The 22969-nt window shown below is 44.8% G+C and carries 20 protein-coding genes and 1 tRNA gene; 15 read left to right on the plus strand and 6 right to left on the minus strand.

Annotation, left to right across the window (positions count from 1 at the left end; all coding sequences use genetic code 11):
• The first annotated feature begins 137 nt into the window (after positions 1–137).
• The 7 genes from C6W44_RS09760 (at position 138) to C6W44_RS09790 (ending at position 6921) form a co-directional block, all read left to right on the plus strand.
• Positions 138–1130 (plus strand): IS110 family transposase, encoded by a 993-nt coding sequence (locus C6W44_RS09760; protein WP_105244335.1) that lies wholly within the window; start codon positions 138–140, stop codon positions 1128–1130.
• Positions 1123–1617: a DUF4010 domain-containing protein gene (locus C6W44_RS09765; RefSeq protein WP_264755620.1), complete on the plus strand. Its 495-nt coding sequence runs from the start codon at positions 1123–1125 to the stop codon at positions 1615–1617. Before C6W44_RS09760 ends, C6W44_RS09765 begins: the two co-directional genes overlap by 8 nt.
• Positions 1618–1978: 361 nt before the next feature.
• Positions 1979–2998 carry a WG repeat-containing protein gene (locus C6W44_RS09770; protein WP_105245231.1) on the plus strand — a complete coding sequence of 340 codons (1020 nt, stop codon included), beginning with the start codon at positions 1979–1981 and terminating at the stop codon, positions 2996–2998.
• A gap of 51 nt (positions 2999–3049) precedes the next feature.
• The gene (locus tag C6W44_RS09775) at positions 3050–3571 is read left to right on the plus strand and encodes a hypothetical protein (protein ID WP_143507134.1); all 522 of its coding nucleotides are present in this window, start codon (positions 3050–3052) and stop codon (positions 3569–3571) included.
• A 203-nt stretch (positions 3572–3774) separates the two neighbouring features.
• Entirely contained in the window at positions 3775–5415 is a 1641-nt protein-coding gene (locus C6W44_RS09780; RefSeq protein WP_158676712.1) for a WG repeat-containing protein, read from the plus strand.
• Positions 5416–5479: 64 nt separating this feature from the next.
• Entirely contained in the window at positions 5480–6088 is a 609-nt protein-coding gene (locus C6W44_RS09785; RefSeq protein WP_105245235.1) for a hypothetical protein, read from the plus strand.
• Between the two features lie 143 nt (positions 6089–6231).
• Positions 6232–6921, plus strand: a complete 690-nt coding sequence (locus C6W44_RS09790) for a hypothetical protein (RefSeq protein WP_105245237.1) — start codon at positions 6232–6234, stop codon at positions 6919–6921.
• 416 nt (positions 6922–7337) lie between these two features.
• Here C6W44_RS09790 and C6W44_RS09800 read toward each other — a convergent pair whose 3' ends face one another.
• From C6W44_RS09800 to C6W44_RS09810, 3 genes are read right to left on the minus strand one after another with little or no spacing between them, the layout of a single operon-like run.
• On the minus strand, positions 7338–7631 hold the full coding sequence (locus tag C6W44_RS09800) for a hypothetical protein (protein WP_105245241.1): 294 nt from the start codon (positions 7629–7631) through the stop codon (positions 7338–7340).
• Entirely contained in the window at positions 7628–8872 is a 1245-nt protein-coding gene (locus C6W44_RS09805; protein ID WP_105245243.1) for a site-specific integrase, read from the minus strand. Before C6W44_RS09805 ends, C6W44_RS09800 begins: the two co-directional genes overlap by 4 nt.
• A gap of 16 nt (positions 8873–8888) precedes the next feature.
• Positions 8889–9104: a hypothetical protein gene (locus tag C6W44_RS09810; protein ID WP_011513303.1), complete on the minus strand. Its 216-nt coding sequence runs from the start codon at positions 9102–9104 to the stop codon at positions 8889–8891.
• A 195-nt stretch (positions 9105–9299) separates the two neighbouring features.
• On the opposite strand from C6W44_RS09810, the gene C6W44_RS09815 reads away from it, so the two are divergent.
• Positions 9300–9524, plus strand: a complete 225-nt coding sequence (locus tag C6W44_RS09815; protein WP_105245245.1) for a helix-turn-helix domain-containing protein — start codon at positions 9300–9302, stop codon at positions 9522–9524.
• Between the two features lie 428 nt (positions 9525–9952).
• Here the strand turns inward: C6W44_RS09815 and C6W44_RS09820 are convergent.
• A tRNA-Gly gene (locus tag C6W44_RS09820) sits at positions 9953–10027 on the minus strand.
• Between the two features lie 282 nt (positions 10028–10309).
• Here C6W44_RS09820 and C6W44_RS09825 point away from each other — a divergent pair.
• Entirely contained in the window at positions 10310–11980 is a 1671-nt protein-coding gene (locus tag C6W44_RS09825) for an alpha-keto acid decarboxylase family protein (protein ID WP_105245247.1), read from the plus strand.
• Between the two features lie 444 nt (positions 11981–12424).
• Positions 12425–14215, plus strand: coding sequence for a potassium/proton antiporter (locus C6W44_RS09830; RefSeq protein WP_105245249.1), 1791 nt, complete (start codon positions 12425–12427; stop codon positions 14213–14215).
• Here C6W44_RS09830 and C6W44_RS09835 read toward each other — a convergent pair.
• Positions 14212–15129 (minus strand): LysR family transcriptional regulator, encoded by a 918-nt coding sequence (locus tag C6W44_RS09835; RefSeq protein WP_105245251.1) that lies wholly within the window; start codon positions 15127–15129, stop codon positions 14212–14214. The two genes, C6W44_RS09830 and C6W44_RS09835, sit on opposite strands and share 4 nt — an antisense overlap.
• 185 nt (positions 15130–15314) lie before the next feature.
• Here C6W44_RS09835 and speB point away from each other — a divergent pair, with 185 nt between their 5' ends.
• The 4 genes from speB to C6W44_RS09855 all read left to right on the plus strand — a co-directional run bounded on the left by speB (position 15315) and on the right by C6W44_RS09855 (position 21205).
• On the plus strand, positions 15315–16283 hold the full coding sequence (gene speB / locus C6W44_RS09840; RefSeq protein WP_105245253.1) for an agmatinase: 969 nt from the start codon (positions 15315–15317) through the stop codon (positions 16281–16283).
• A gap of 85 nt (positions 16284–16368) precedes the next feature.
• Positions 16369–18072: a 5-guanidino-2-oxopentanoate decarboxylase gene (locus tag C6W44_RS09845; RefSeq protein WP_105245256.1), complete on the plus strand. Its 1704-nt coding sequence runs from the start codon at positions 16369–16371 to the stop codon at positions 18070–18072.
• A 136-nt stretch (positions 18073–18208) separates the two neighbouring features.
• The gene (locus C6W44_RS09850; protein ID WP_105245258.1) at positions 18209–19615 is read left to right on the plus strand and encodes a YjiH family protein; all 1407 of its coding nucleotides are present in this window, start codon (positions 18209–18211) and stop codon (positions 19613–19615) included.
• A 90-nt stretch (positions 19616–19705) separates the two neighbouring features.
• Positions 19706–21205 carry an aldehyde dehydrogenase family protein gene (locus tag C6W44_RS09855; RefSeq protein ID WP_105245260.1) on the plus strand — a complete coding sequence of 500 codons (1500 nt, stop codon included), beginning with the start codon at positions 19706–19708 and terminating at the stop codon, positions 21203–21205.
• A 123-nt stretch (positions 21206–21328) separates the two neighbouring features.
• Here the strand turns inward: C6W44_RS09855 and C6W44_RS09860 are convergent, their stop codons facing one another.
• Entirely contained in the window at positions 21329–21862 is a 534-nt protein-coding gene (locus C6W44_RS09860; RefSeq protein WP_105245262.1) for a DUF2058 domain-containing protein, read from the minus strand.
• A gap of 241 nt (positions 21863–22103) precedes the next feature.
• Between C6W44_RS09860 and C6W44_RS09865 the strand changes: the two genes are divergently transcribed.
• Positions 22104–22967 carry a universal stress protein gene (locus tag C6W44_RS09865; protein ID WP_105245264.1) on the plus strand — a complete coding sequence of 288 codons (864 nt, stop codon included), beginning with the start codon at positions 22104–22106 and terminating at the stop codon, positions 22965–22967.
• The last annotated feature ends 2 nt before the right edge of the window (positions 22968–22969 follow it).

Genomic DNA, 22969 nt, shown 5'->3' on the forward strand with positions numbered 1-22969 from the left:
CTTAGTGCCTAGACACTGTGTAAGAGATTATGCCCAATGCTCATCCCATCATCTTCATATTCTGAATGGTATCCAAGTGCCTCGCCATCTACCAAGGTGTCATGAGTGACACTGCATAGACAAGGGAAGACAATAAGATGACACACTATATCGGCATAGACGTCAGTAAAAACAAGCTAGATATCGCCTGGCTCAAAGCCACTGATAATCTCAAATTTAAAACCAAAGTCTTTAAAAATGATTACAGTGACTACGCTGCTCTTATCAACTGGCTCATTGCTAACATCACTGACGACTTAAGTAATATTCACATCACGGTCGAGGCCACAGGAGTCTATCACGAGAACATCGCCTACTACCTATTTGATAAAGGTCTTAACGTCAGTATTATCAATCCTGCTTATATCAAAAGCTATGCTGCTAGTTTAGGAAGTCGCAACAAGACGGATAAAAAAGACAGTATGTTATTAGCCCGCTACACCTATAGTGCTAAGCCTAAATTATGGACACCGCCGCCAGCAGAGGCGCGTCACCTCAAGTCATTATTGTCGCGCTTAGACGCACTACAAGAAGACTTACAACGTGAGCTGAATCGATTGGAAAAAGCGCAGGCCACAGACACCGCTCCTATCGTTAAAGCTTCTATTGAGCATATGATAGCCTCTTTGCAAGCCGCTATTGTTAAGCTCAATGGTGATATTGATGACCATATCGATCATCATCACAATTTAAAGCAAGATCAGACTCTACTACAAACTATTAAAGGCGTCGGCCCTGTTGTCTCAAAGCAGATGGTGTCGCTGATGCATAATAAGCAGTTTAGTCAAGCGTCACAAATGGCCGCCTTTTTAGGCTTAGTTCCCAAACATAGTGAATCAGGGCTATTTAAAGGCAAGTCTCGCTTAGCAAAGAATGGCTCAAGTGATATCAGAGCCAAACTGTATATGCCAGCGCTAGTCGCCATTAAGCATAATCCTGATATTAAGGCGCAGTATGAGCGACTGCTTGCTAATGGTAAGTGCAAAATGCAGGCTGTCTGTGCAGCGATGCGCAAGCTTGTGCATATCTGTTTCGGTGTGATTAAACATCAGCAGTCTTACCAAGCAAAAGTTGAGCTAATTAGTGCTTGATTTGGCTTTTTTAAGATGGTATCTCTTATCTACTGTCCTATTTCATTATGCCACTACAATGATAGTTTTAATTATTCCTGGGATATGGTTGATGAGAAAAGCTCGATCCGAAGAGAAAGCTAAGTTAACTGATACACCCATGTTTAGTTTAAAAGAGGCAGGTATCATTGTAGTCACACTTACTATTATTCAAGTACTTGTTTATGGTTTAAGTTTATGGCTGGGTGACGCCGGTCTTATCGCAGGAACCGTACTGAGTTCTATGTTTGAGGTGCATGCAGCAATGGCTGCTGTAGTCATGCAAGGGAACCCAACTAACCCTATTTTATTGCTCGCCTTATTATTGGGTTTAGCGACACATGCAATTTCTAAATCAATTAATGCGGCAATTACGGGTGGTTTTCAATACGCACTTGCTTTTGTTCCAATCCAAATTATTCATATGATTGTTTTAATTATCTTGATATATACTATGACAAATAATTAAAAAAACTCAATGAGTAAGGCTCATTCACCCGCTTTAGAAACCGATTTTCGGCCTTGTTGATGGTATAAAAGAATTATAAAAACAACAAGTCATACGAATTAATAGCTACGACCGATAGTTTCGCTTCAAACAAGAGATGCTGTATAAAAAAGCCAGGTAACTTGGGTTGCCTGGCTTTTTTGCATCTATGGCTTTTATCTGAAATATAGCTGAAAGATTAGGCAATAAAGAATATACATATTGATATATAAAGAAAAGTTGATTACTATTGTTGCCTAAATTTAATATCCTTACTAGCAGTGTTGTATAGGCCAGTTTTTATCAATGCTATATCGCTTCCACACCTTAAATCGAGATTGAGATGAAAATATATAATAAAAAAATAGCACTGGCTTTGGGCTTCTGTGGCGTATTTGCGACATTACCTGCTGTAGCTGCATTGCAGAGTTTTGAGGTAGAGAATAACAATGACATTAAATGTGGCTATAAAAATGATAACGGGAAGATTGTTGTATCTGCAAAATATTATAGTTGTGGGGATTTTTCAGAAGGTATGGCTCGTGTCTCATTAATGAAAATGGGCACAGTTAAAGGTTACGATGGCGTTGAGGATTATGAAGACTATTTATACATGCAAGGCTACATCAATGAAGATGGCAAACTGGTCATACCGGTTGAACATCAAGCACCGCTTTTTTATGGCGTGATTATTGACTATCGTGACTTTAAAGAAGGTTTGGTTGCCGTCTACAAAAACGGCAAATATGGCTATATGAATAAAACGGGTAAAATGGTTATACCTTATGCTTACCAAACGGCAGGTGATTTCAGTGACGGTAGAGTAGTCGTCAGCAAAGATGATAAGTATGGCGTCATCGATAAAATAGGTAAGACCGTAGTGCCGTTTAAATTCAATTGGTTAGACGATTACTATGAAGGTCTGGCTAGATATAATACCTCGGTGCAGGGTGACGATGAGGGTAAGATTGGCTTCGTTGACAAGTCTGGCAATATAGCAATCCCTGCTAAATGGGATGAGGCCATGGAATTCTCTGAAGGACTGGCTGCTGTAAAAGTTGGAGCATATAACAACGGCAAATGGGGTGTTATAGATAAGACTGGCAAGGTTGTTGTCTCACCAAAATATGATATGGCTTATATTGAGCCGATGGGAGATGCCGAAGACGTCGATGGTGGTCGCTATGAAGGTGGGAAGTTAGATGTTTATAATCTGAACACTAAAGGCGCTAATGCCTATAACGATGGCTATGACAGTATCACTCGCTATACCTTAGATCGCCAAGGCAAGGTACTCACTAAAAAGACTTATGCAGACTGGAATGAGATGGACGAAGAGCGTTATCCACAAAATTATCAGTGATTCTATAAAGGTTTGTAGAGCCATTTAATCTAAATTGAGAGAAAACTTATTATGTTAAAAAAAACGAGCCTAATGTTCGCGGCATCTTTGGTTATTTTGGGGCTATCTTCTACTTCTAATGCAGCACCTAAAACGAAATACGGTGTGACAGTGGTTGAATGTGACTTTGATTATGAAGATGAAGAGTTTTGTACTGATAGCCGCTTAAAAAGCTACGCAAAGGTGATAAAAGAGCGCAAGCCTAACTTTGATGGTAATAAGATTATTTATATCTTTGAAACAAATGCCACAGGTTATGTGAACAAGAAACCATATCGATTGGTTGTTATTGACCCTGCTAAGAAGAAAGTCATGCCTTTTGGTTATGCCTTATCAGCTGCCAGCGGTAGTGGAGGCAAGGCGGTAGCCGTGAATAATAGAGGCGATACTATGCACTATGATTTTACTCTTAAATCCAACCGCTTTTGTTTCTCGGGCGATATTGATGCTTACAGAAATTCCTACGGCTATCAAGACGGGCCTTTTTGTTTTAAATATGATAAGACTGAGCAAGACTTGGTGAGAGAGTATTAGGTTTATTTTTATATACATCTTATAGATCAGAGGCTGTACGTCAAGTCAGCCTTTGCATACTGCTAAATCTAAAAGTGATAGTTATAGGACTCTAGGAGTTTATAACTTTTACAACTCGAAAATTATCAATCATAATCTTAGAAATGACTATTAGGTATCAACCTAAAATTTCCAAGTATCCCTACTTAACAAGGACCGTTGCATTGAAACCTATTTATCTACCCTTAGTTTTTAGCCTTCTTGCCTTATCAGGATGTAGTGACAAAAAAAATACTGAAGTGACGCCATCGTCAGTCAGTGAAAAAAAGGCAGCCGATACTGCTGAAGTCGAAAGTGATAAAAAAGAGGAAAAGTGCGTTATACCTGATGTAGAGGGCTACGATAAAGTCGGTTGCTTAAGAGACGGTCTTGCAGGGGTGATTAAGCAGAGTAACGATGAATATGATAAAACCAATAGAGTAGGCTATATCGATAAAGACGGACAATTAATTATTCCGTTTGAGTTTGATGCGCTAGTAGCAGGAGAGGGTGGAGAGTTATTAGAGTTTAATGACTTTTCAGAAGGCTTAGCGGCTGTTAGTAAAAATGATCAATATGGCTTTATTGATACCAAGGGCAAAGTTGTTATAGAACCAAAGTACGAGTGGGCAAGCAATTTCTCTGACGGAGTCGCTATCGTGAGTACTGAAGGTCTATATGGTGCGATTGATAAACAGGGTAAAACCGTTATCCCATTTGAATATGAAGCTTTAGCTGATTTTCATGATGGCTTTGCCACAGCTGCTCGTCCAGCTAAAGATCCGGAAGATTATGAAAGTAAATATGGACTAATTAATAAGCAGAATGAGGTGGTCATACCTTTCATGTATGAAAGTATGGGCAACTTAAGTGAGTCGCTCATCGCCGTTAAGAAGGACGGTAAGTGGGGTTATGTTGATACAAAAAATAAAGCGATTATTCCGATAAACTTAGCATATGAAACGGTCAGTGATTTCTCAGATGGCTTGGCTGCTGTCTTTAGTTATGAAGAGAACAGTGACAACCTTAAATACGGCTATATCGATAAGACAGGTAAGCTTGTAATACCAATGCAGTTTACTAAAGTTTATTGGGATGATAGTGAAGGTCTAATAGATTTTAATAACGGTATTGCTGTCGTTAATGATAAAGAGGGTCGAACCTTCTGCATTGATAAAAAGGGTAAGGAAACACAATGTCCAGATGGTAGAGGTGATGTTGATAACCAACTTACTGACGAGGCTGAAGCCTTAGAGGCGAAGAGTAATGGAGCGCCGCAATTCATCGCCATAACCGATTATATTGCCTTAAAGCCTAATGAGAATTGGACGTGGGATAAACTAGCGGCAATACCTGAAGTGGAAAAATGGCAAGAAAAAATCCCAGTCAAAAATGACGATTCTGGAGCCTCAAACTATTCTATTAGTGCCGATTTAAGTGATACCGGTTGGATGGCAGCTTATGGTAGTCAAAATCAGCCAAATATTATCGTCATATCATCAGATCAAAGTGCATTAGAAAGCGAACACCTTGAAGGAGTTTATCATGCTAGTGATCTTTTTAATCAAAAAGACCTAAGTCTTATTCCCTCTAATTGTAATGTTGATTCAATCTTTAGTCAGAAGTTCTATAAGTGGCAAAAGAAAGGATTTCAACCTTTTTATATTTACGATGTCACTATGCTTAATACTTCGAGTGCGCGAGCAGAACTTGGTATAGCAAGAAGCTTAGAAGAGTTTTTTAAACCTGAAAACGAGAATCTAAACTTAGAAGTACGAAGCATAGATGCGAATGATGATGAAGTTACTTGTACCTTTAAGCAATGAGATCTTATAAATGAGCGGTACTCTAACTTCTAAAAGTATAATTAATAAACCAAAGGATTGAAAAATGACTCTTAATCTTAAACTAGCTATCGCGACTATCACTGCTGTGACATTATTGTCAGGCTGCGCTGAAAGCCAGACCTTTGGCCAAGGGGTAAACACCGTGCTCAATAGTACGGTACAAGATATCCAAACGGCTCTGATGGGCACCAGCAATACTACTAACACTACTAAAGGCTCTACCGATCAATTAACCAATCATAGCACTGATTGGACGCCCTATCTGCGTTCAATGCAAGCTGGATGTAAGATACCTGATTTAGGGCAGATACCAAATCAGTATCGATCGTCGATTGGATCTATACAGAGACAAGGTGATCCAAATCGTGAAGGTGAAGATGTGACCATGACTTATAATTTAGTGAATGCCACTGCTTTTGGTTATTCATTACAAAAGATTGAGCAACTGCAAGGCTATGAGTGGGGGCATGTTCGTCTCTACTTTAAAGATAGTAGCTTCACCGCGTTACGCTCACAGTTTAAACCGCCACAAAATGGCAGTTACGATAAGCTCGAGAGAAGCGATGCTAGTGGCTATCAATTTGGGAGTGAAATGGGTGCAGTAGTAATGACGTTTGATATGCAAAATCGCAGCATAACCTGCGCTTATTAGGCAAAGTGTTCGCCAAATGAGCCTTTCTTAATGTCTTTGAGAGAGCTGTTTTAAATGAGAGAGTCTGGGACGTTCAAATAAAGAATATTATTTGAATGATGATTTATAGTAAGACTCTGGTCAATACTAATTGAGAAATAATTATGAATAAATACCTATTGGCATCACTATTTTTGGTACCGACGTTAAGCTTTGCGAGTAATTTTTCTGAAGTTTTTGATACACGCCCAGTGATACCAACCGTCGAAAAAATGCGTAACAATACTTGGACGTGGAAAAACTTTGCTAATTTGCCAAATATGGGAAAACTAGAACGGGATAGCGAAAATAAAAATCGTTATACAATGACGCAAACTATTCGTGAAGATAATCCACAAACTACGATTACTTTTTACGGTAGCAAAGAGCGTCCAGAAGTTGCCGTAATAGAATCTCGTACATGGGGAGCGGGCAATACCCAGAGCTCAAAATTCGTTAGACTGGATAAACTAAAAGGTAATACTCCATTAAAAAGTAACTGCAACTTTAAAAACGTTTCCGTTAGCGAAACTAGCGATGACGGTGAAGGTCGTAGTTATGAAACAGGAGCGTCAGTAGACTTCCAACAAGCTTATCTGATGCCAAAAAATATTGCCTCACTCTCTCCTGCTAAAAATGACTTATATTTAGCCAGCTCACAGATTGAGAGCTATGTGGTAACAAGTACATTTCAAACCCAAGGTTACACTATGTCTATAGTCACTCCTGAAAAAAATAAATTGGGTCAGTTTATTAATAAATATGGCTGGGATACCAATAGCAAAGGCAAAAAGATAACTTGTAATGTAAGTTAATTAATCCCAACGAATGTCGAAACCTTGTATGTATTGAGGTTAAAAAAGCCAGGCAACCTAAGCTGCCTGGCTTTAAAATTTGAACGACTTATCTATGATTATGTTCCCGCCATACAGCATGCTCACATACCTCACAGCACCAACTGTCTTTTGCCCGCATATATGCAATATCTGCTGGTATCTGTAAAGGGCACACATAACCACAGTACTCGCATCGTACATCATCTAAATAAGCGAAACACTCACCGATTGTCTCGAAAAGTACTTGAGTGCTAATCTCATACTTTTCACAGACCGCTTCTACATGTACGATATAATCACTTTCGTTATCATATGACCAGTAATCCTCACAGACTCTTAGATCTCGTGCGTTCTGTGTCATATTCGGCTGAAGTTTTACATTCATCATGTTCTCCTTAGTAGCCGACATAGTCAGAGTGCGGTAATAGCTCATAAAGCTCGCTCTGAAGCTGACAACGCATATCCTCAATCACATAGTCAAGATTCGCATCCAAGCGCTTCTGTACCCATACACGCATCGCCATATCATTATCAAAGCAGCGCTTCACTCCCAAGAAGCGTGCGAGGTTATGACCCGATGAAATATACAACTCACGCATCAATGCATTAGCAATAAGGTTTGCATCTGTACTGATTGCACCATCCCGTTTAAACTCGCTAAACAGCTCTTCATAATTGATAATTGTCATTGTGACGTCTCCTTGTCTGCTTGTGTGCTGGTAACGACTTCTTCATTCTCAGAGCTATTTGATGCACTAGTTAACTTCTCCTTACTCGCTAAGAGCAAGTTATCCATCGCTGAGCCATCCTGACGGGTGATATCAGGCACATAACGGCTATACACCCGAAACAGCATCTCCGTACTACTATGACCCATCTGCCGAGCTATCCACTCAGGGTTCTCACCAGCAGCGAGCCAAAGCGTCGCTGCCGTATGCCGAGTCTGATAAGCACGCCGGTGTTTGAGACCGAGTAGGGCAAGCGTAGGCTTCCATACCCGCCGGTTCACATTACGGTACTCCATCGGATTGCCTTGTGAGTTGCAGAATACAAACTCTGACTTACCATAGGTACGTGCTTTCTGCTCCAATAGGGCGTCATAGACCAACTGCGACATCGCAATATCACGTTGTGAGCCTAACGTCTTAGTCGGGCCCATCTCACCGTTTACTAACGCACCACGGATACTGATTTCACGCCGATCAAAGTTAATGCAGTCCCATTTCAGCCCATCAATCTCACTGGTACGCATCCCGGTAAAGAAGCGAATGGTGTAGTAGGGCTTATAATCTGCACGGACATGCTTTAAAATCAGCCATACCTCACTCAATGTAAACGGGTTTACATCCGGACGAGCTTGCTTGAGATTCTTAATATTTTTATAAGGCATCTCAAACTCATGGCGATCTGACGCTTCTTCTAGTATCATACGAAGAAGTATCATGATCTGGTTGATCCGTGCTACTGACAGGCTTGACTGACCATCTTTACCGTAACGAACTTTGGCGAGAGAGCTACGGAAGGTCAGCAAGTCTGGTTTTTTTATGGCATGTACTGCTTTACCACCAAACTCAGGTAACAAGTACTTATCCAAGATAATCTGCGTCTTTTGCCGATAGCTCGGCCGCCATTCAATCTTCTTCTCCTCATACCAAATCTCTGAAAACTGCCTAAAGGTAGGGTTGCGACTGATACAAGCTTCCGCTCTATCAGCCAGTGCATTCATTTCCTGCGCTCGTTCACTCTTTGGGAAGTAAGTAGCGTAATCAAAGATACCTAGGGTTATTTCAGCTTCCATTTTTTTCAAGACTTGCGCTAATTTTTTACGATTAGCTGGATTGTCTTCTAAACTGGTTTTCTCTCGACAGCGCTTACCTAAGTAGCGGAAGTCTACGACCAGCTTGCCAAACCGTCCTCGCATAGTAGCCATAGTAATTCTCCTTTTATTACTGAAGTGCCATACCGTTGATGGCGCTCATAACTGGCTTACACATATCCTCTTCGATACGCTCCCATACGTACAAAATCTTGCGACCGCCGAAAGGACGAATGTAATGGATGTTTTCAATCAAAACGGTGTCTTTCATTTGATTGCGGATAGTACGTGCGTCGTACTTGATGCGTTCGGCTAACTCATCAGTTGTTAAATAAGTATTGCTCATAGTGTTTACCTCTTTTCAGTTATTAAGTCATTGCATTAAGTGATAGAATAGAAATTATTTTATCAGCCTTAAAAATGCACCTTTGAAGTATCAGCTGTTATTTACCTGCTTAGAGGTAATTAGTAACCGATTTGTGTACTATATTATCTTTTTACCTCAATGTAAAGCATTTTTACCCGAAAAGAGGTATTAATTATGATTGTGTCTAAACTTCCTGTAATTTTGGCAGAGAAAAAGTTGCGTGTAGCAGATGTTGTAAGAGCAACAGGTATGAGTAAATCAACCCTTCATAAGTTATACAATGAAGAGTCATCAAGAATTGACTTCAATACCATCGACCAGTTATGTGAGTTTTTAGATGTGCAGGTGGGTGACTTATTTATTTATAAGCCAAATAATAAAGATAATGAAGAGTCTTGAGGATCTACAAAGTTGAAAGAAATTCTCAGATGAATAATTGGTAGAGCCTTATATATATGACGTTCCAAGGCCTACAATTAAGGTTGGGGTTATTTTTAAAACTTACTTTTTCATGATTTGGTCACGTTTTGGTCACGCTATGAGCTCAACATACAAAAGCAGTAAAAAAGGAAAAGCGATGTTAAGAAAATATTTCTTAGCATCGCTTTTTATAAAGATAAGAATAATAAGTTGGGTTCAATTACGAAATCAGTGTTTATAGCGTGGGCACGAAATGGTCACGTTTTGGTCACGGTGCTGATTTTTGAGCTTTTAATATGTTAGATAAACTTAGCAATTAGACTGAATAGCTCATGCTGAAAAACGCTACAGCCCTTAAAAATCGGACAAAAAAAAGCCTCACTATTAAGTGAGGCTTTTTAAATATTTGGAGCGGGATAAGAGATTCGAACTCTCGACCCCAACCTTGGCAAGGTTGTGCTCTACCACTGAGCTAATCCCGCTGATTCATCGTTTGATTAACTATCATCAGATGATGAAGGCGTATTATACGCAGTTTTTTTGAGGTGTCAACACCCTTGACGAAAAAAAGTAAAAGTTAGCAAGACAGGTATGTCATCTGCTCATAAATGTATGTTATAACGGTTTCTTATAATATGCATTCCAAAAGCTTTGCATTGAAAAATAAGCTGGGATACATTTTATAGTTTGTTTTTATGATGGTTTTCATCATAGATACCTACCAATCATACATACTTATAATGACAGGTCATAAGGATAAGGAAATGAGTCAACAATATACCATCGCAGATTATTTGTTTGATCGCATCGCAGAGGCGGGTGCAAGTGATATATTCGGTGTACCAGGGGATTTTAACCTCACGTTTTTAGACAATATCATCGCCTCTGACAAGCTGCGCTGGGTGGGCAATACCAATGAGCTAAACGCAGGTTATGCCGCTGATGGCTACGCACGTGAGCGTGGTTTTGCGGCCATGGTGACGACTTTTGGCGTAGGCGAGCTGTCAGCGATTAACGCGACCGCAGGCTCTTTTGCTGAGTACGCGCCAGTGCTGCACGTCGTCGGTGCGCCGAGCACAGCGCTGCAAGATGCCAAACGCCGTATTCACCATACGCTTGGAGACGGGGTATTCAATCACTTTATCAAGATGGTAGAGCCTGTGACCGTCGCACGGGCACAGATTACGCCAGAAAACGCCGCCTCAGAGATCGACCGTGTGATCCGCGTGATCCTCAAAAAACACCGCCCAGGCTATCTTCTGTTGTCGCCAGATGTGGCAAAAATGCCGATTTATCCACCGACGACCAAGCTCGATGACAGTCAAGAAGATATCACCAGTCAAGCGGCGCTGGCAGACTTCAAGCAAGCGCTCACCGAGTTTTTGCCCAACAAGACCACCACGCTGATGGCAGATTTGATGGTGCATCGTTTGGGGTTACAAAACCAGCTAAAAGCGTTAATCGCTGAGACCGAGATTCCTTATACTACGCTGTCATGGGGTAAAACACTGCTTGATGAAAACAGCGAGCGCTGGGCGGGTACTTATGCTGGTGTCGCCTCACGTCCTGTGGTAAAAGACGCCGTAGAAAACTGTGAGTGTTTGATTAAAATTGGCGTGCAATATACTGATACGACGACGGCAGGATTTAGCCAAAATATCGATCAAAAAACAGTGGTCGACTTGCACTATGAGCGGGCGTCTATCAGTGGTCGAAACTTTGCTCCGATTGCGCTAAAGGACTCGTTGCAAGTGCTGCATGAAGTGATGACTTCTGGTATCGAAGTTGTACCCAAGCCATTTTGTAAAGAGATGACGCCGCATGAGCAAAACGGCAAAGATGATGAGGCTATTCGTCAAGACGATCTGTGGCATATCATCGCTGATCATTTAGATCATAATAATCTGGTGTTTTCGGATCAAGGCACCTCGTATTTTGGCATCAGTGATGTGCGCTTGCCAGAAGGAGTGACGTCTTATGGCCAGCCGATGTGGGGATCCATTGGTTATACGCTGCCGGCCAGCCTAGGCGCTGCCATTGCTTCGCCAAATAAGCGTAGCGTGCTGCTCATCGGTGATGGTTCAGCCTTACTGACGGTACAAGAAATCGCGGTCATGATTCAAGAGCGTATCAATCCTGTGATTGTGCTGATCAATAATGATGGCTATACCGTTGAACGTGCGATCCATGGCGAAAACCAGCACTACAATGATATTCCTCGTTGTGACTGGCAGATGATGCCAAAAGCCTTTGGTGCTACCGAAGACAACAGCTTACTGCTCAAAGTCACCACGGCAGGTGAGCTAAAAGCCGCGCTCAAGCAAGCGGCTGCTACCACCGATAAGCTGGTGATGCTAGAGGTGATGGCTGATAAGCATGATATTCCGCCGCTATTGGCCGATATCAGTGCGGCGCTAAAACCAAAAAATGACTGATGGCATGGTAATGCTATACGATAGCTGAAGCAGTCATCTGCTCGCTTGTATTTACTCGCTACCTGACCTCACTTGGCATCTGTGCTAAGTGGGGTTTTTTGTGCACTTATCGATACGTGTCGATAGTTAAGATTTATTATCAGGTATGGTGAGCGAGGCGGGTATTCTCATGATAAATTAGACGGTTAACAGAGGATAAGAGAGGCCGTATCATGATTTGGCTAAAAATGCTTATGGATGAATTGAAGGTATGGCTGACTAAAATAAATAGATATGAAAAGTATTTTTTAAAATAGGATTTTTGCTCTCGCTCGTAGATGTTATTCTTAGAGGCGCTTTGAGCATTTTATTTGCAGTATTATCGATCGCGTCACCATCTCGTCAGGTCAGTGCTATCGCACGCGCAACATTTGTCATCACCGATAACCATAGGGCTTAAAATAGATGGATACCTTAAATATCCTATATCTCGTAGGAGCATTGTTGATTTTTGCCAGTATCATGGCAAGTACGTTATCCGCGCGTTTGGGTGTGCCATTATTGTTGTTGTTTTTGATAGTTGGCATGCTGGCAGGCGAGCAAGGTATCTTAGGCATTGAGTTTTCTCAGTATGGTATTGCCAATTTTGTCGGGCAGGCGGCGCTCGCTTGTATCTTGCTCGATGGTGGTCTGCGTACCTCTTTTAAATCATTTCGCGTCGGACTCAAGCCGGCGGTGACGTTGGCCACATGGGGCGTGCTGACGACGGTGATGGTGCTTGGGGTCTTTGTCACTTGGCTGCTTGATGTCGATTGGCGTTTTGGGCTGCTGATGGCCGCTATCGTTGGCTCAACCGATGCCGCCGCAGTATTTTCGCTACTACGTAATGGCGGGGTCAAGCTAAACGACCGCGTACAAGCCACGCTAGAGTTGGAGTCGGGTGCCAACGATCCGCTGGCCATTTTATTGGTGACAGGGCTGATTGCTTTAAATGTCGATCCGGCAGGTCAGACCGTGCTTGGTTTTTTGGGTTTGCTGTTGCAGCAGCTGGGCGTGGGTCTGGGCATGGGACTGTTATTTGGCTACCTGCTAGCGCGTCTGTTGCCAAAAGTGCATCTGGCCGAGGGTATGTATGCCATTTTGATACTGTCCGCGGGCCTTTCGGTCTTTGCTGCGACCAATTTGCTTGGCGGTAGTGGCTTTTTGGCGGTCTATCTGACGGGCGTACTGATCGGCAACCATAAGGTGCGCTCGACTGAGCATGTCATGCGCGTGATGGATAGCTTTGCTTGGTTGTCGCAAGCGGTTTTGTTTGTGGTACTGGGGCTGTTGGTGACGCCATCAAACGTCATCAACGTCTGGCATTATTCGGTGGCGATTGCAGCCTTTATGATACTGGTGGCACGTCCGATTGCGGTCTATACCAGCGTCAAGCCCTTTAAGTTTAAAGACAGAGAGATTGGTTTTATCTCTTGGGTGGGCCTGCGCGGGGCAGTTCCGATTACCCTTGCTATTTTGCCTGTGATGGCTGGCATAGAGGATGCCTTTATGTTGTTTGACATTGCCTTTGGGGTAGTGGTGCTGTCATTGATCCTGCAAGGGACGACGATTCCTTTTATGGCCAATGCATTTCGGGTGCGTATTCCGACCAATAAAGACCCAAAAGAAGAGCATGAAGTTTGGGTGTCAGACAAGGCCAGTATTACCCTGTATGAGTTTGAGGTGCAAGCAGGGGCGTTTGCGATAGGTCGCCATCCGCTCGGTATCTCCAACCGCATCAGCCCAGATGAGATCAGTGTGTTTGCCTTGGTGCGTGGTCAGCAAATCGTCGTGGTCGAGGAGGACACCAAACTCAGATATGGCGATAGCGTCTGGTATGCCATGCGCGGCAACCACGCCAGCAAAATCGCCAAGATTTTCCATGACACGACTTTAGACCGTAAAGCCATCGATGACTTTTATGGTGACTGGCTGCTATCACCTAGTGTCAAGCTTGGTGATTTGCCCTTTTTTACCGACATGGCGACCTCAGAGTCGCTGGCAGACACTCTCAAGTATAAAAACCCAAAAAACACTGAGAGCAAGTGGGAGCAGACCGTCGCTGAGTATGTCGCACAAAGCTTAGAGACCGCGCCTGTGTCGGGGGATACGGTAGAGATCGATGATGTGTGGTCATTGGTGATCAAGGAGGTTGATGACAAAGGCAAGCTCAGAACAATCGGCCTAAAACATGAAGAGCCGGAAAAAGCGCTTTAGTCGTTTGCCGGCTGTGATAGCAGACTCATCATATGCTGCAAAAAATCCGCGACATGCTTATGCAGGTTTTGCCGATATGCCCAGTGATGCTTGACCTCGTAGCTTGCTTCTTCGGGCAATAGTATTTTCATCATTCCTTTCTCTTCATAGCGCTTGGCCAAATCATTGGGCAGATAGCCGACGTGATGACCTGCTAAGATAAGCTGCGCGGTCGCCTCCATATGGTAAGTGGTGGCGCTTAAGGTTTTTGGCCGGATATGATTGATACTCAAGTCGGTAATATAACCGCGTTTTATCCAAGGATGGTTTTGTTCCAACGCCTCAAAACTCAGGCCTTCTGACTCATAAAACAGCTGATGCTCACACCCGCAGCAAACCACTTGTTTCTCAATAAAGGCCGGCTGAAAGGTCAGCAAAGGCGGAAAACTGCCAAAATACCCCACGCCAAGATCACTCTCATTACTCAGCAGCTTATCTAGCATACTCTCAGGGCTTTGCACATCGATAGAAAAGTGTATCAATGGATTATGACGATAGCTGGCCGCCAAACACTGACGTAACGCTTCATAAAAAAACGTCGGCATCTGATCGATAAGGCACAGGCGAATATGGCCGCCGCGTACGGAGTCTAGTTGGCGAATATAATGCAGCTGATGCTGAAAGCTGGCCACCGCCTCGGTGAAGCTCAAACATGCCTCATAGACGGCTGCGCCATCCTCGGTCAGCTTAAACCCTGCGCGCCCGCGATGACAAAGCGTCATCCCCAAACGATCCTCTAAGTGCGTTAAGTGACCACTAATGACAGAAGGCGTCACATTTAAGCGCGACTGCGCTGCGGTTACCCCTTGGCACTCTACAATGGCCATAAAGCTGCGCAAGGTTTTGATGTCTATTTTTATCAGCTCATCTAGCATATATACGCCTCTCCCATATCAAATCCTTGTGATAAATCTTCTAATAATAACGAATAAATCGAAGTTACTACGAAAAACCAGAAGTTTACTTCTGAATTTTACCATGGTCTGTGTTCGGATATTTCGGTATTGTCAAAGCATCTGACAAACTGTCTATGACACCAATCAAAACAAGGATGTGAGTGATGAAATTTAATCAACCATTAAGCGGCAACGATATGCCAAGATTTGGCGGTTTTGCCTCTATGATGCGCCTGCCGACACAAGCAGACGCCAAAGGCTTGGACGCAGCCTTTGTAGGCGTGCCTTTGGACATCGGCGCATCAAACCGTAGCGGTGCCAGACTGGGCCCAAGACAGATTCGTGATGAATCGCGTATGATTCGCCCTTATAACGTCGCCACGCGCGCCGCGCCTTTTGAGTCTTTGCAAGTCGCTGACATTGGCGACGTACCTATCAATACCTTTAACCTGCAAAAAAGCGTCGATATCATCGAAAAATTTTACACCGATAATATCGTCAGTCATGGCGCGATTCCATTAACACTGGGCGGTGATCATACCATTGCCCTGCCTATCCTACGTGCACTTGCCAAAAAACACGGCCCTGTCGGGATGGTGCATATCGATGCTCATGCTGATATCAATGACGAGATGTTTGGCGAAAAAATCGCCCATGGCACGCCGTTTCGCCGTGCTGTCGAAGAAAATCTAATCGATGGCAACCGCGTGGTACAGATTGGCCTGCGCGGCACCGGCTATAGTGCTCAAGAGTTTGATTGGTCAACTCAGCAAGGCTTTCGCGTAGTGCCAGCCGAGGAGTGCTGGTACAAGTCGCTGACACCGCTCATGGCAGAAGTGCGTGAAAAGCTCGGCGATGGCCCTGTCTACTTAAGTTTTGATATCGATGGCATTGATCCTGCGTTTGCACCTGGCACAGGCACGGCTGAAATTGGCGGCTTAACCTCCACCCAAGGCATCGAGATTATTCGCGGTATGCGCGGCCTTGACGTAGTCGGTGGCGATTTGGTCGAAGTGTCACCGCCCTATGACCCGTTTGGTAACACCTCGGTACTCGCAGCAAACTTGCTGTTTGAGATGCTTTGTATCTTGCCAGGTGTGCGCTATGACGATAAGGTCAAAGCGTTATATTAATTGGCCTGTGTTGGGCAGGATGCTACTGCAGGCCAAATAATATTTAGGCCGTAAATACTATTGAAATTTTTAGGATGATCGACTCATGACGCAATCAATGCAAACGCCTTCTTTATCGCCAGACACCTCGTCTCTGACCTGTGGTGAGCTACTCGTGCAGTGGCTGGCGTATTATGGAGTGGAGACCGTATTTGGTATCCCCGGAGTGCACACGGTCGAGCTATATCGTGGCCTGCCGAGTACCAATATTCGCCATGTGACCCCGCGTCACGAGCAAGGTGCAGGCTTTATGGCGGACGGCTATTACCGCGCGTCTGGCAAACTCGGGGTGTGCTTTATCATCACCGGCCCTGGTATGACCAATATCATGACAGCAATGGCGCAAGCGTTGGCAGATTCTATTCCGATGCTGGTGATCTCTAGTGTCAATAAAGTTAAAGACACGGGTAGCGGTGAAGGGCACTTGCATGAGCTGCACGACCAGCAAGGTATGGTCAGTAAGGTTGCGCTTGCAAGCAAAACCATCTGGCAACCTGAATCCTTGCCTAAGGTCATCGCCGAAGCCTTTGCCATGTTTGATGGCGCGCGTCCGGGACCGGTACATATTCAGCTGCCTATCGATGTGATTACCGCTGATGCCAGTCATGTCGCCAAGCCGCCTAACAATGATAATAGTGTAGCAAGTTTGGCGCGACCGCAGGTCACAAGACCGCTGCCCAATCCTGCGCAGCTTGATTTGATCATTGAGCAGCTAAACCGCGCAAAAAATCCAGTGTTGCTTTATGGTGGCGGCTGCGTCGATGTCGATCAGGACGCGCAAAAGCTGGCAGAGCGTATCGATGCGCCGACATTTTTGACCATCAATGCCAAAGGTTTGTTGCCGCCTAGTCATCCGCTGAGTTTGGGGAGCAATCAGTCGTTAGAGGCGGGGCGCGCCGTCATTAGCGAGGCCGATGTGGTATTGGCGATCGGTACCGAGCTTGGTGAGACCGATTATGATGTGTTCTTTAATGGCGAGTTCCAAATCAATGGCACACTCATTCGTATTGACTGCGACGCTCAGCAATTGCAGCGGCCATTTCGAGCGGATATCGCGGTGTTGTCTGATGCGCAAATGGCCATTAGCGGCCTATGCACACGTTTAGAGGATCATCATCTAAATCATCAAGCCGCCGCACGCGTAACCGAAGCAAAGCAGGCGTTGATCAAAGCGATGACACCTGACTTTGCCGGTCAAAACGCCCTGCTTCAGCTGATTCGAGATGAGGTGGAGGATGTCATCTTCGTTGGCGATTCGACGCAGCCTGTCTATAGCGGCAACCTTGGCTTTGAGGCGCGAGCCACGCGTCGATGGTTTAACTCGTCGACGGGGTTTGGCACCTTGGGTTATGGCTTACCTGCCGCCATTGGCGCCATGATTGGCTCAAGTGCGCCCGTTATTAGCCTTATCGGCGATGGCGGCATTCAGTTTACCATTGCCGAGCTCATCTGCGCCGCCGAGCTTGAGCTGCCACTGATCGTCCTACTTTGGAACAATCAAGGATATGGTGAGATTCGCCGCTATATGGAGGAAGGCGGGCTGCCACTGATTGGCGTCAATATCAAAACACCTAATTTTGAGCCATTGGCCACAGGGTTTGGCGCGGGCTACCGCCGAATTACTGATAAGCAGCAGTTATTAGAGGCTTTGCAAACAGACATAAGTGGCAAGCATCCAATGGTTTATGAGGTGGATGAAAGCGATGCGTTTTTGTCAAAAATGAGTCAAGACTTTACCTATTTTGGCTAATCATTTTTTGGTTAATCATTTGCATGGATTAAAAATAACCAACAAAACCGTATCAAGCTGTTTTTTCGCTGAAATGAGGGATCGGGCAGGCAGCAGAAAGGAAAGCTGGCGTCGTCGCCTATCAAGGAGGAATTAAATGACGAACTATATCGATAAGTCGCAGCAGCCGCTATTGGGTAATGATGCTGTCGAACCTACCACTCCACAAGGGGAGCGGTGGCGCGCCTCAATGTGGAAGTTCTTACTGTTTTCTGCGCTGGGTTTGGCGCTGTTTATCATCCCGTTTAAATGGGAGGGTAAGGTCACCATTTTATTGGGCGTGCTGACAGATACTCTGCAGGCCTCACTTGGGGACTACGTGGTGTATGCTGCACTGGCCATCGTGACTTTGTCTTTGGTTGGGGCGCTGGCAGTCAAGCTCGTTAGACCAGAGATTCATGCAGACTCCATGACGGCAAAGCTTTTTGATGTCGATTGGTTTTGGCTCGCCGCGCGGTTTTTTGGGGCGCTGTTTGCCTGGATGATTTATTTACAAGTCGGTCCTGAGTTTATTATCAATCGCAATACTGGCGGGGTGATTTTTGAAGACTTAATTCCCATTTTGATTCCTTTATTCTTCTTTGCCATTTTATCTCTACCTTTTCTCACCGACTTTGGTCTGATGGAGTTTTTGGGGACCTTGGCCAGCAAGGTGTTTGTGAAGTTGTTTAGATTGCCTGGGCGCTCTGCAGTCGATGCCATGTCTTCTTGGTTTGGCGCGGCCTCTATTGGCTTGCTGGTGACTATGCAGGAGTACAATAAAAGCTACTATAGCCAGCGTGAAGCGGCGATTATCGCTACCACTTTTTCGGTGACATCCATTGCCTTTACCTACGTCGTTGCCAAAACCATTGGCGTCGATAATAACTTTATCTTCTTTTATCTGACCATCGCCTTGACAGGGTTTATCGCCGCTATCATTATGCCGCGCATACCGCCATTATCGCTAAAACCAGATACTTATCATTCTGGCAAAAGCATGCTGGATGAAGGCATTCCTGCGCAGTATTCTACTTACCAATGGGCGGTCAATCGTGCCGTCACGCGCGCGCACTCTATGCCAAGTTTGGGTAGCGTGTTTAAGCATAGCCTAAAGAATTTGTTTGATATATATTTTGGTTTGATTCCGGTAATTTTCGCTATCGGTACCATTGGGCTTGGTTTAGCAGAGTACACCCCTGTGTTTGATTGGCTGTCTGCACCGCTTGTGCCGTTGCTTGAATTGTTGCAAATTCCAGAGGCGACTAAAGCTGCGCCGGCGATGATTATGGGCTTTGCTGATATGTACTTGCCAGCCTTGGTCGGCAAAAGCATCGAGAGTGAGATGACACGCTTTATCGTCGGGGCGGCTTCTATTACCCAGATTGTTTATATGTCCGAGGTGGGCGCGCTGATATTAAAATCAAACATTAAGCTGAACGTCTTAGAGCTGTTTATGATTTTTATCTTACGTACGCTGATCAGCTTGGTGGTTATTACCTCAGTGGCGCATCTACTGTATTAGTCGTGATGGCAACCATCATTTGGCATTAAAAAAGCAGCGAATATTTAGTGTAAAGATAGATTTATCAATAATATAAGGTAACTGAGTATCATGGAAACGAACAATTCTTTATCTTTAACAAGAGCCGCCGCTCAGCAAAGCATAAAAAACGAAGTAAGGTTAAACGCGGCCTATATCGATGGTGATTGGGTCATGGTTGAAGCCTCTGAGTCAGTAAGTGATCATGCTTTGTATGACCCAAATACCGGCGAGGTCATCGCAACGACCCGTTTGTGTCATAGCGCACAAGTAGAGATGGCTGTCACGGCTGCCGCTCGCGCTTATCCGTCTTGGTCACAAACCAGCGTGGGCACTCGGGCGCGCTATTTACAGGCGATTGCCGATACGATGGAGCAGCAGTTTGATAAGCTGGTTGCACTGTCGGTATTGAATAACGGCAAGCCGATTGCAGAGGCAACGATAGATGTCGGAGATGCCATCGCCTGTTATCGCTATTATGCCAATCTTATCATCGAGCAGGAAACATGGTCTAAGGTCAGCACCGACGAGACGGGCATCCGCTTATTGAAAACTTACGCGCCTGTTGGTATCTGCGCCCTTATTGTGCCTTGGAATTTTCCGATGGTGACTACCGCCTGGAAGCTGGCACCCGCGCTGGCGGCAGGATGTACCGTTATTCTCAAACCGTCAGAGATGACACTATTGCCAGAGCTGATGCTGGGTAATATATTGTCCGCTATACAGCTGCCAAAAGGCGTGGTCAATATCCTCCCTGGCGCGGCAGAGGTGGGCGCTGCGATGACCAGTCATCCGCTGATTGATAAAGTCTCCTTTACCGGTAGTAATAGCGTCGGCGAAAAAGTGATGCGCCAAGCTGCAGCAGGTATCAAAGACATCAGCCTAGAGCTGGGCGGTAAGTCCGCTATCGTGGTATGTGCAGATGCTGATATCGACTATGCCTGCGATTTGATCATAGGCGGTATCTTTACCAATGCTGGGCAGATTTGTTCAGCAACCTCAAGGCTGCTTGTCCACCAAGACATTGCTGAGTCGTTATTTGCAGTATTAAAAACAAAAACAGAAAGTCTGAAAATAGGTGATGGTTTTGCGGCGGACACGCAAATGGGGCCATTGGTCAGTGCTCAGCAGCTGGCGCAGGTCAAAAAATATATCGATATCGCAACTGAAGAAAACCTGCACTGCCTAACGGGAGGCACCCTCTTAGCGCGTCAAGGATATTTTGCTGCGCCGACCATTTATACCGAGGTACCAGCGACCAGTCGCTTGTGGACAGAGGAGGTGTTTGGGCCTGTGTTGGTGAGTGCGACCTTTGCAGATAACGCGCAGGCGATTGCGCTTGCCAATGACAGTAAATATGCCTTGGCTGCGAGTATTGTCAGCACTGATGAGCATGCAGCGTTAGAGATGGCACGGCACATTCGAGCCGGTCATATTTGGGTCAATGAGCAGCAAATCGTTGTGCCCGAAGCGGGCTGGGGCGGGTTTAAGCAAAGTGGTATCGGCCGAGAATTAGGGACTGATGGCTTATCTGCTTATCAAAAGAGTAAGCATGTTTTGCTACCGTCTTAATTGTCGTTTTGATGACAGTCTTTATGAGTGCTCTTATGTCTCTGTCAAAAAACCCCCTGTATAGAACGCCTATATAGGGGGTTTTGGTTAATGCTTAGTCAGTAGCAATTGAATAACTGCGACCTACCACATCAAGTCATCTGGAATCACGTAAGCGGCATAAGGATCGTCTTCTGCCAACGCGTCTTCGGCAGTATCGTTTGATACCACCATAAAGCCTGTCATCTTAGCATCTATACGGTCAGCTAGTGAGCGTGGTAGCAGGGCATAGCTGTCCTCTAGGCGTGCTATGACCACATGGCCTGCGACGATTTGATCATAGAGCTTTTGGGTGATATAAATCTTTTTGATTTTCGTATCATCCACAAACTGATAAGTAATCTCACCTTGTGTATCAGTGAGCTGATGCTGCTTAATCATCTGAATGATATTGGCTTTTCGTGTTTTTTCTTCTAACGCTCGTTGTTTTTCTTGATTGAGCTTTTGGTCTTTTTCCAGCTTTTTTGCTTGAGCTTCTGCCAGCGCCTTTTTGGCTGCTGCGCTGTCTGAGTCGCCAGTACGTTTGGCATGCTCTGTTTGCTTGCTGATTTTTTTGGCCTTTTTGCTATCGACCAAACCAGCTTTTAATAATTGAGCCTGAAGGGCGTTTTTTGCCATAATTCACTCACCTAAATCCACTCATTGAAACCGCGATATGTCACTTACAACATCCAAGCCCTGTATTGTAGCAAAATTTGCTAAGAGATGGGGTGTGAGTCTGTCAGACGTCGCTGGATGATATAGGCCAAATTGGGTATCATCAAGGCAGTGGCTGAGGTTTTAGCGTTTGGCCATATTAAAGAGCTATATAGCTATAAATAGTGGTATCGGGATAAATAACGATGATTAAGGACAGATTATGACAACATCGCAGCACATTTTGGCTTGTATCGATGGCTCGGCCGTGACCGCATCCGTCTGTGATTATGCCGCATGGTACGCCAATCGAATAAACTTACCCGTTGGTCTGCTGCATGTCAGCGATGTGCCAGCGTCGTTTAGACGTGATCTGTCAGGGGCGATAGGGATTAATAGCCGTGAGTTTTTGTTAGAGGAGCTGGCGCAGTTAGATGAGCAAAGAGCCAAGGTGGTCAATAGCTATAGCAATGCGCTGGTGCAGGATGCCAAAAGCCATATTCGTAATAAGTTTGGTGATCTTGAGGTGCTTATTTATCAAAGACGAGGCAAGTTACTGCCAGCCATTGAGCATTTTGCCACAGCAAACCGCGCCATCGTGATGGGTCGCCGCGGAGAAGATCACAAATATAGCCGCATCAATATTGGTAGTCAGATAGAGACGGTCGCCCGTGCCTCTGATATTCCCGTGGTGATTTGCTCAGAGACGTTTAAAGAGCCGCGCTCGTATATGATTGCGTTTGATGGTAGCAAAACTGCCATAAAGGCGGTACAAATGGTGGCTAAAAGCCCTATGTTAAAAGGTCTCGATAGCCATGTCGTGATGATCGGCAATCATAATGATGCCGCCAAACAAAGCCTAAGCGCGGCCGCTGCCCAATTACAAGAGGCGGGTTTTAGCGTAAAGGCGCATCATTTATCGGCCTCCGATGCGGTCGATGGTCTATTAAAGTTTCAAGTAGACAATGACATCGATATTATGGTGGTGGGCGCATACGGTCATTCAAAACTACAGCAGTTGTTTTTGGGCAGCACCACCACAGAGATCATCGCCAGCACGTTGTCGCCTGTGGTTTTGCTACGTTAGCC

The organism is Psychrobacter sp. Marseille-P5312 (assembly GCF_900291405.1).
Lineage (GTDB): Bacteria > Pseudomonadota > Gammaproteobacteria > Pseudomonadales > Moraxellaceae > Psychrobacter > Psychrobacter celer.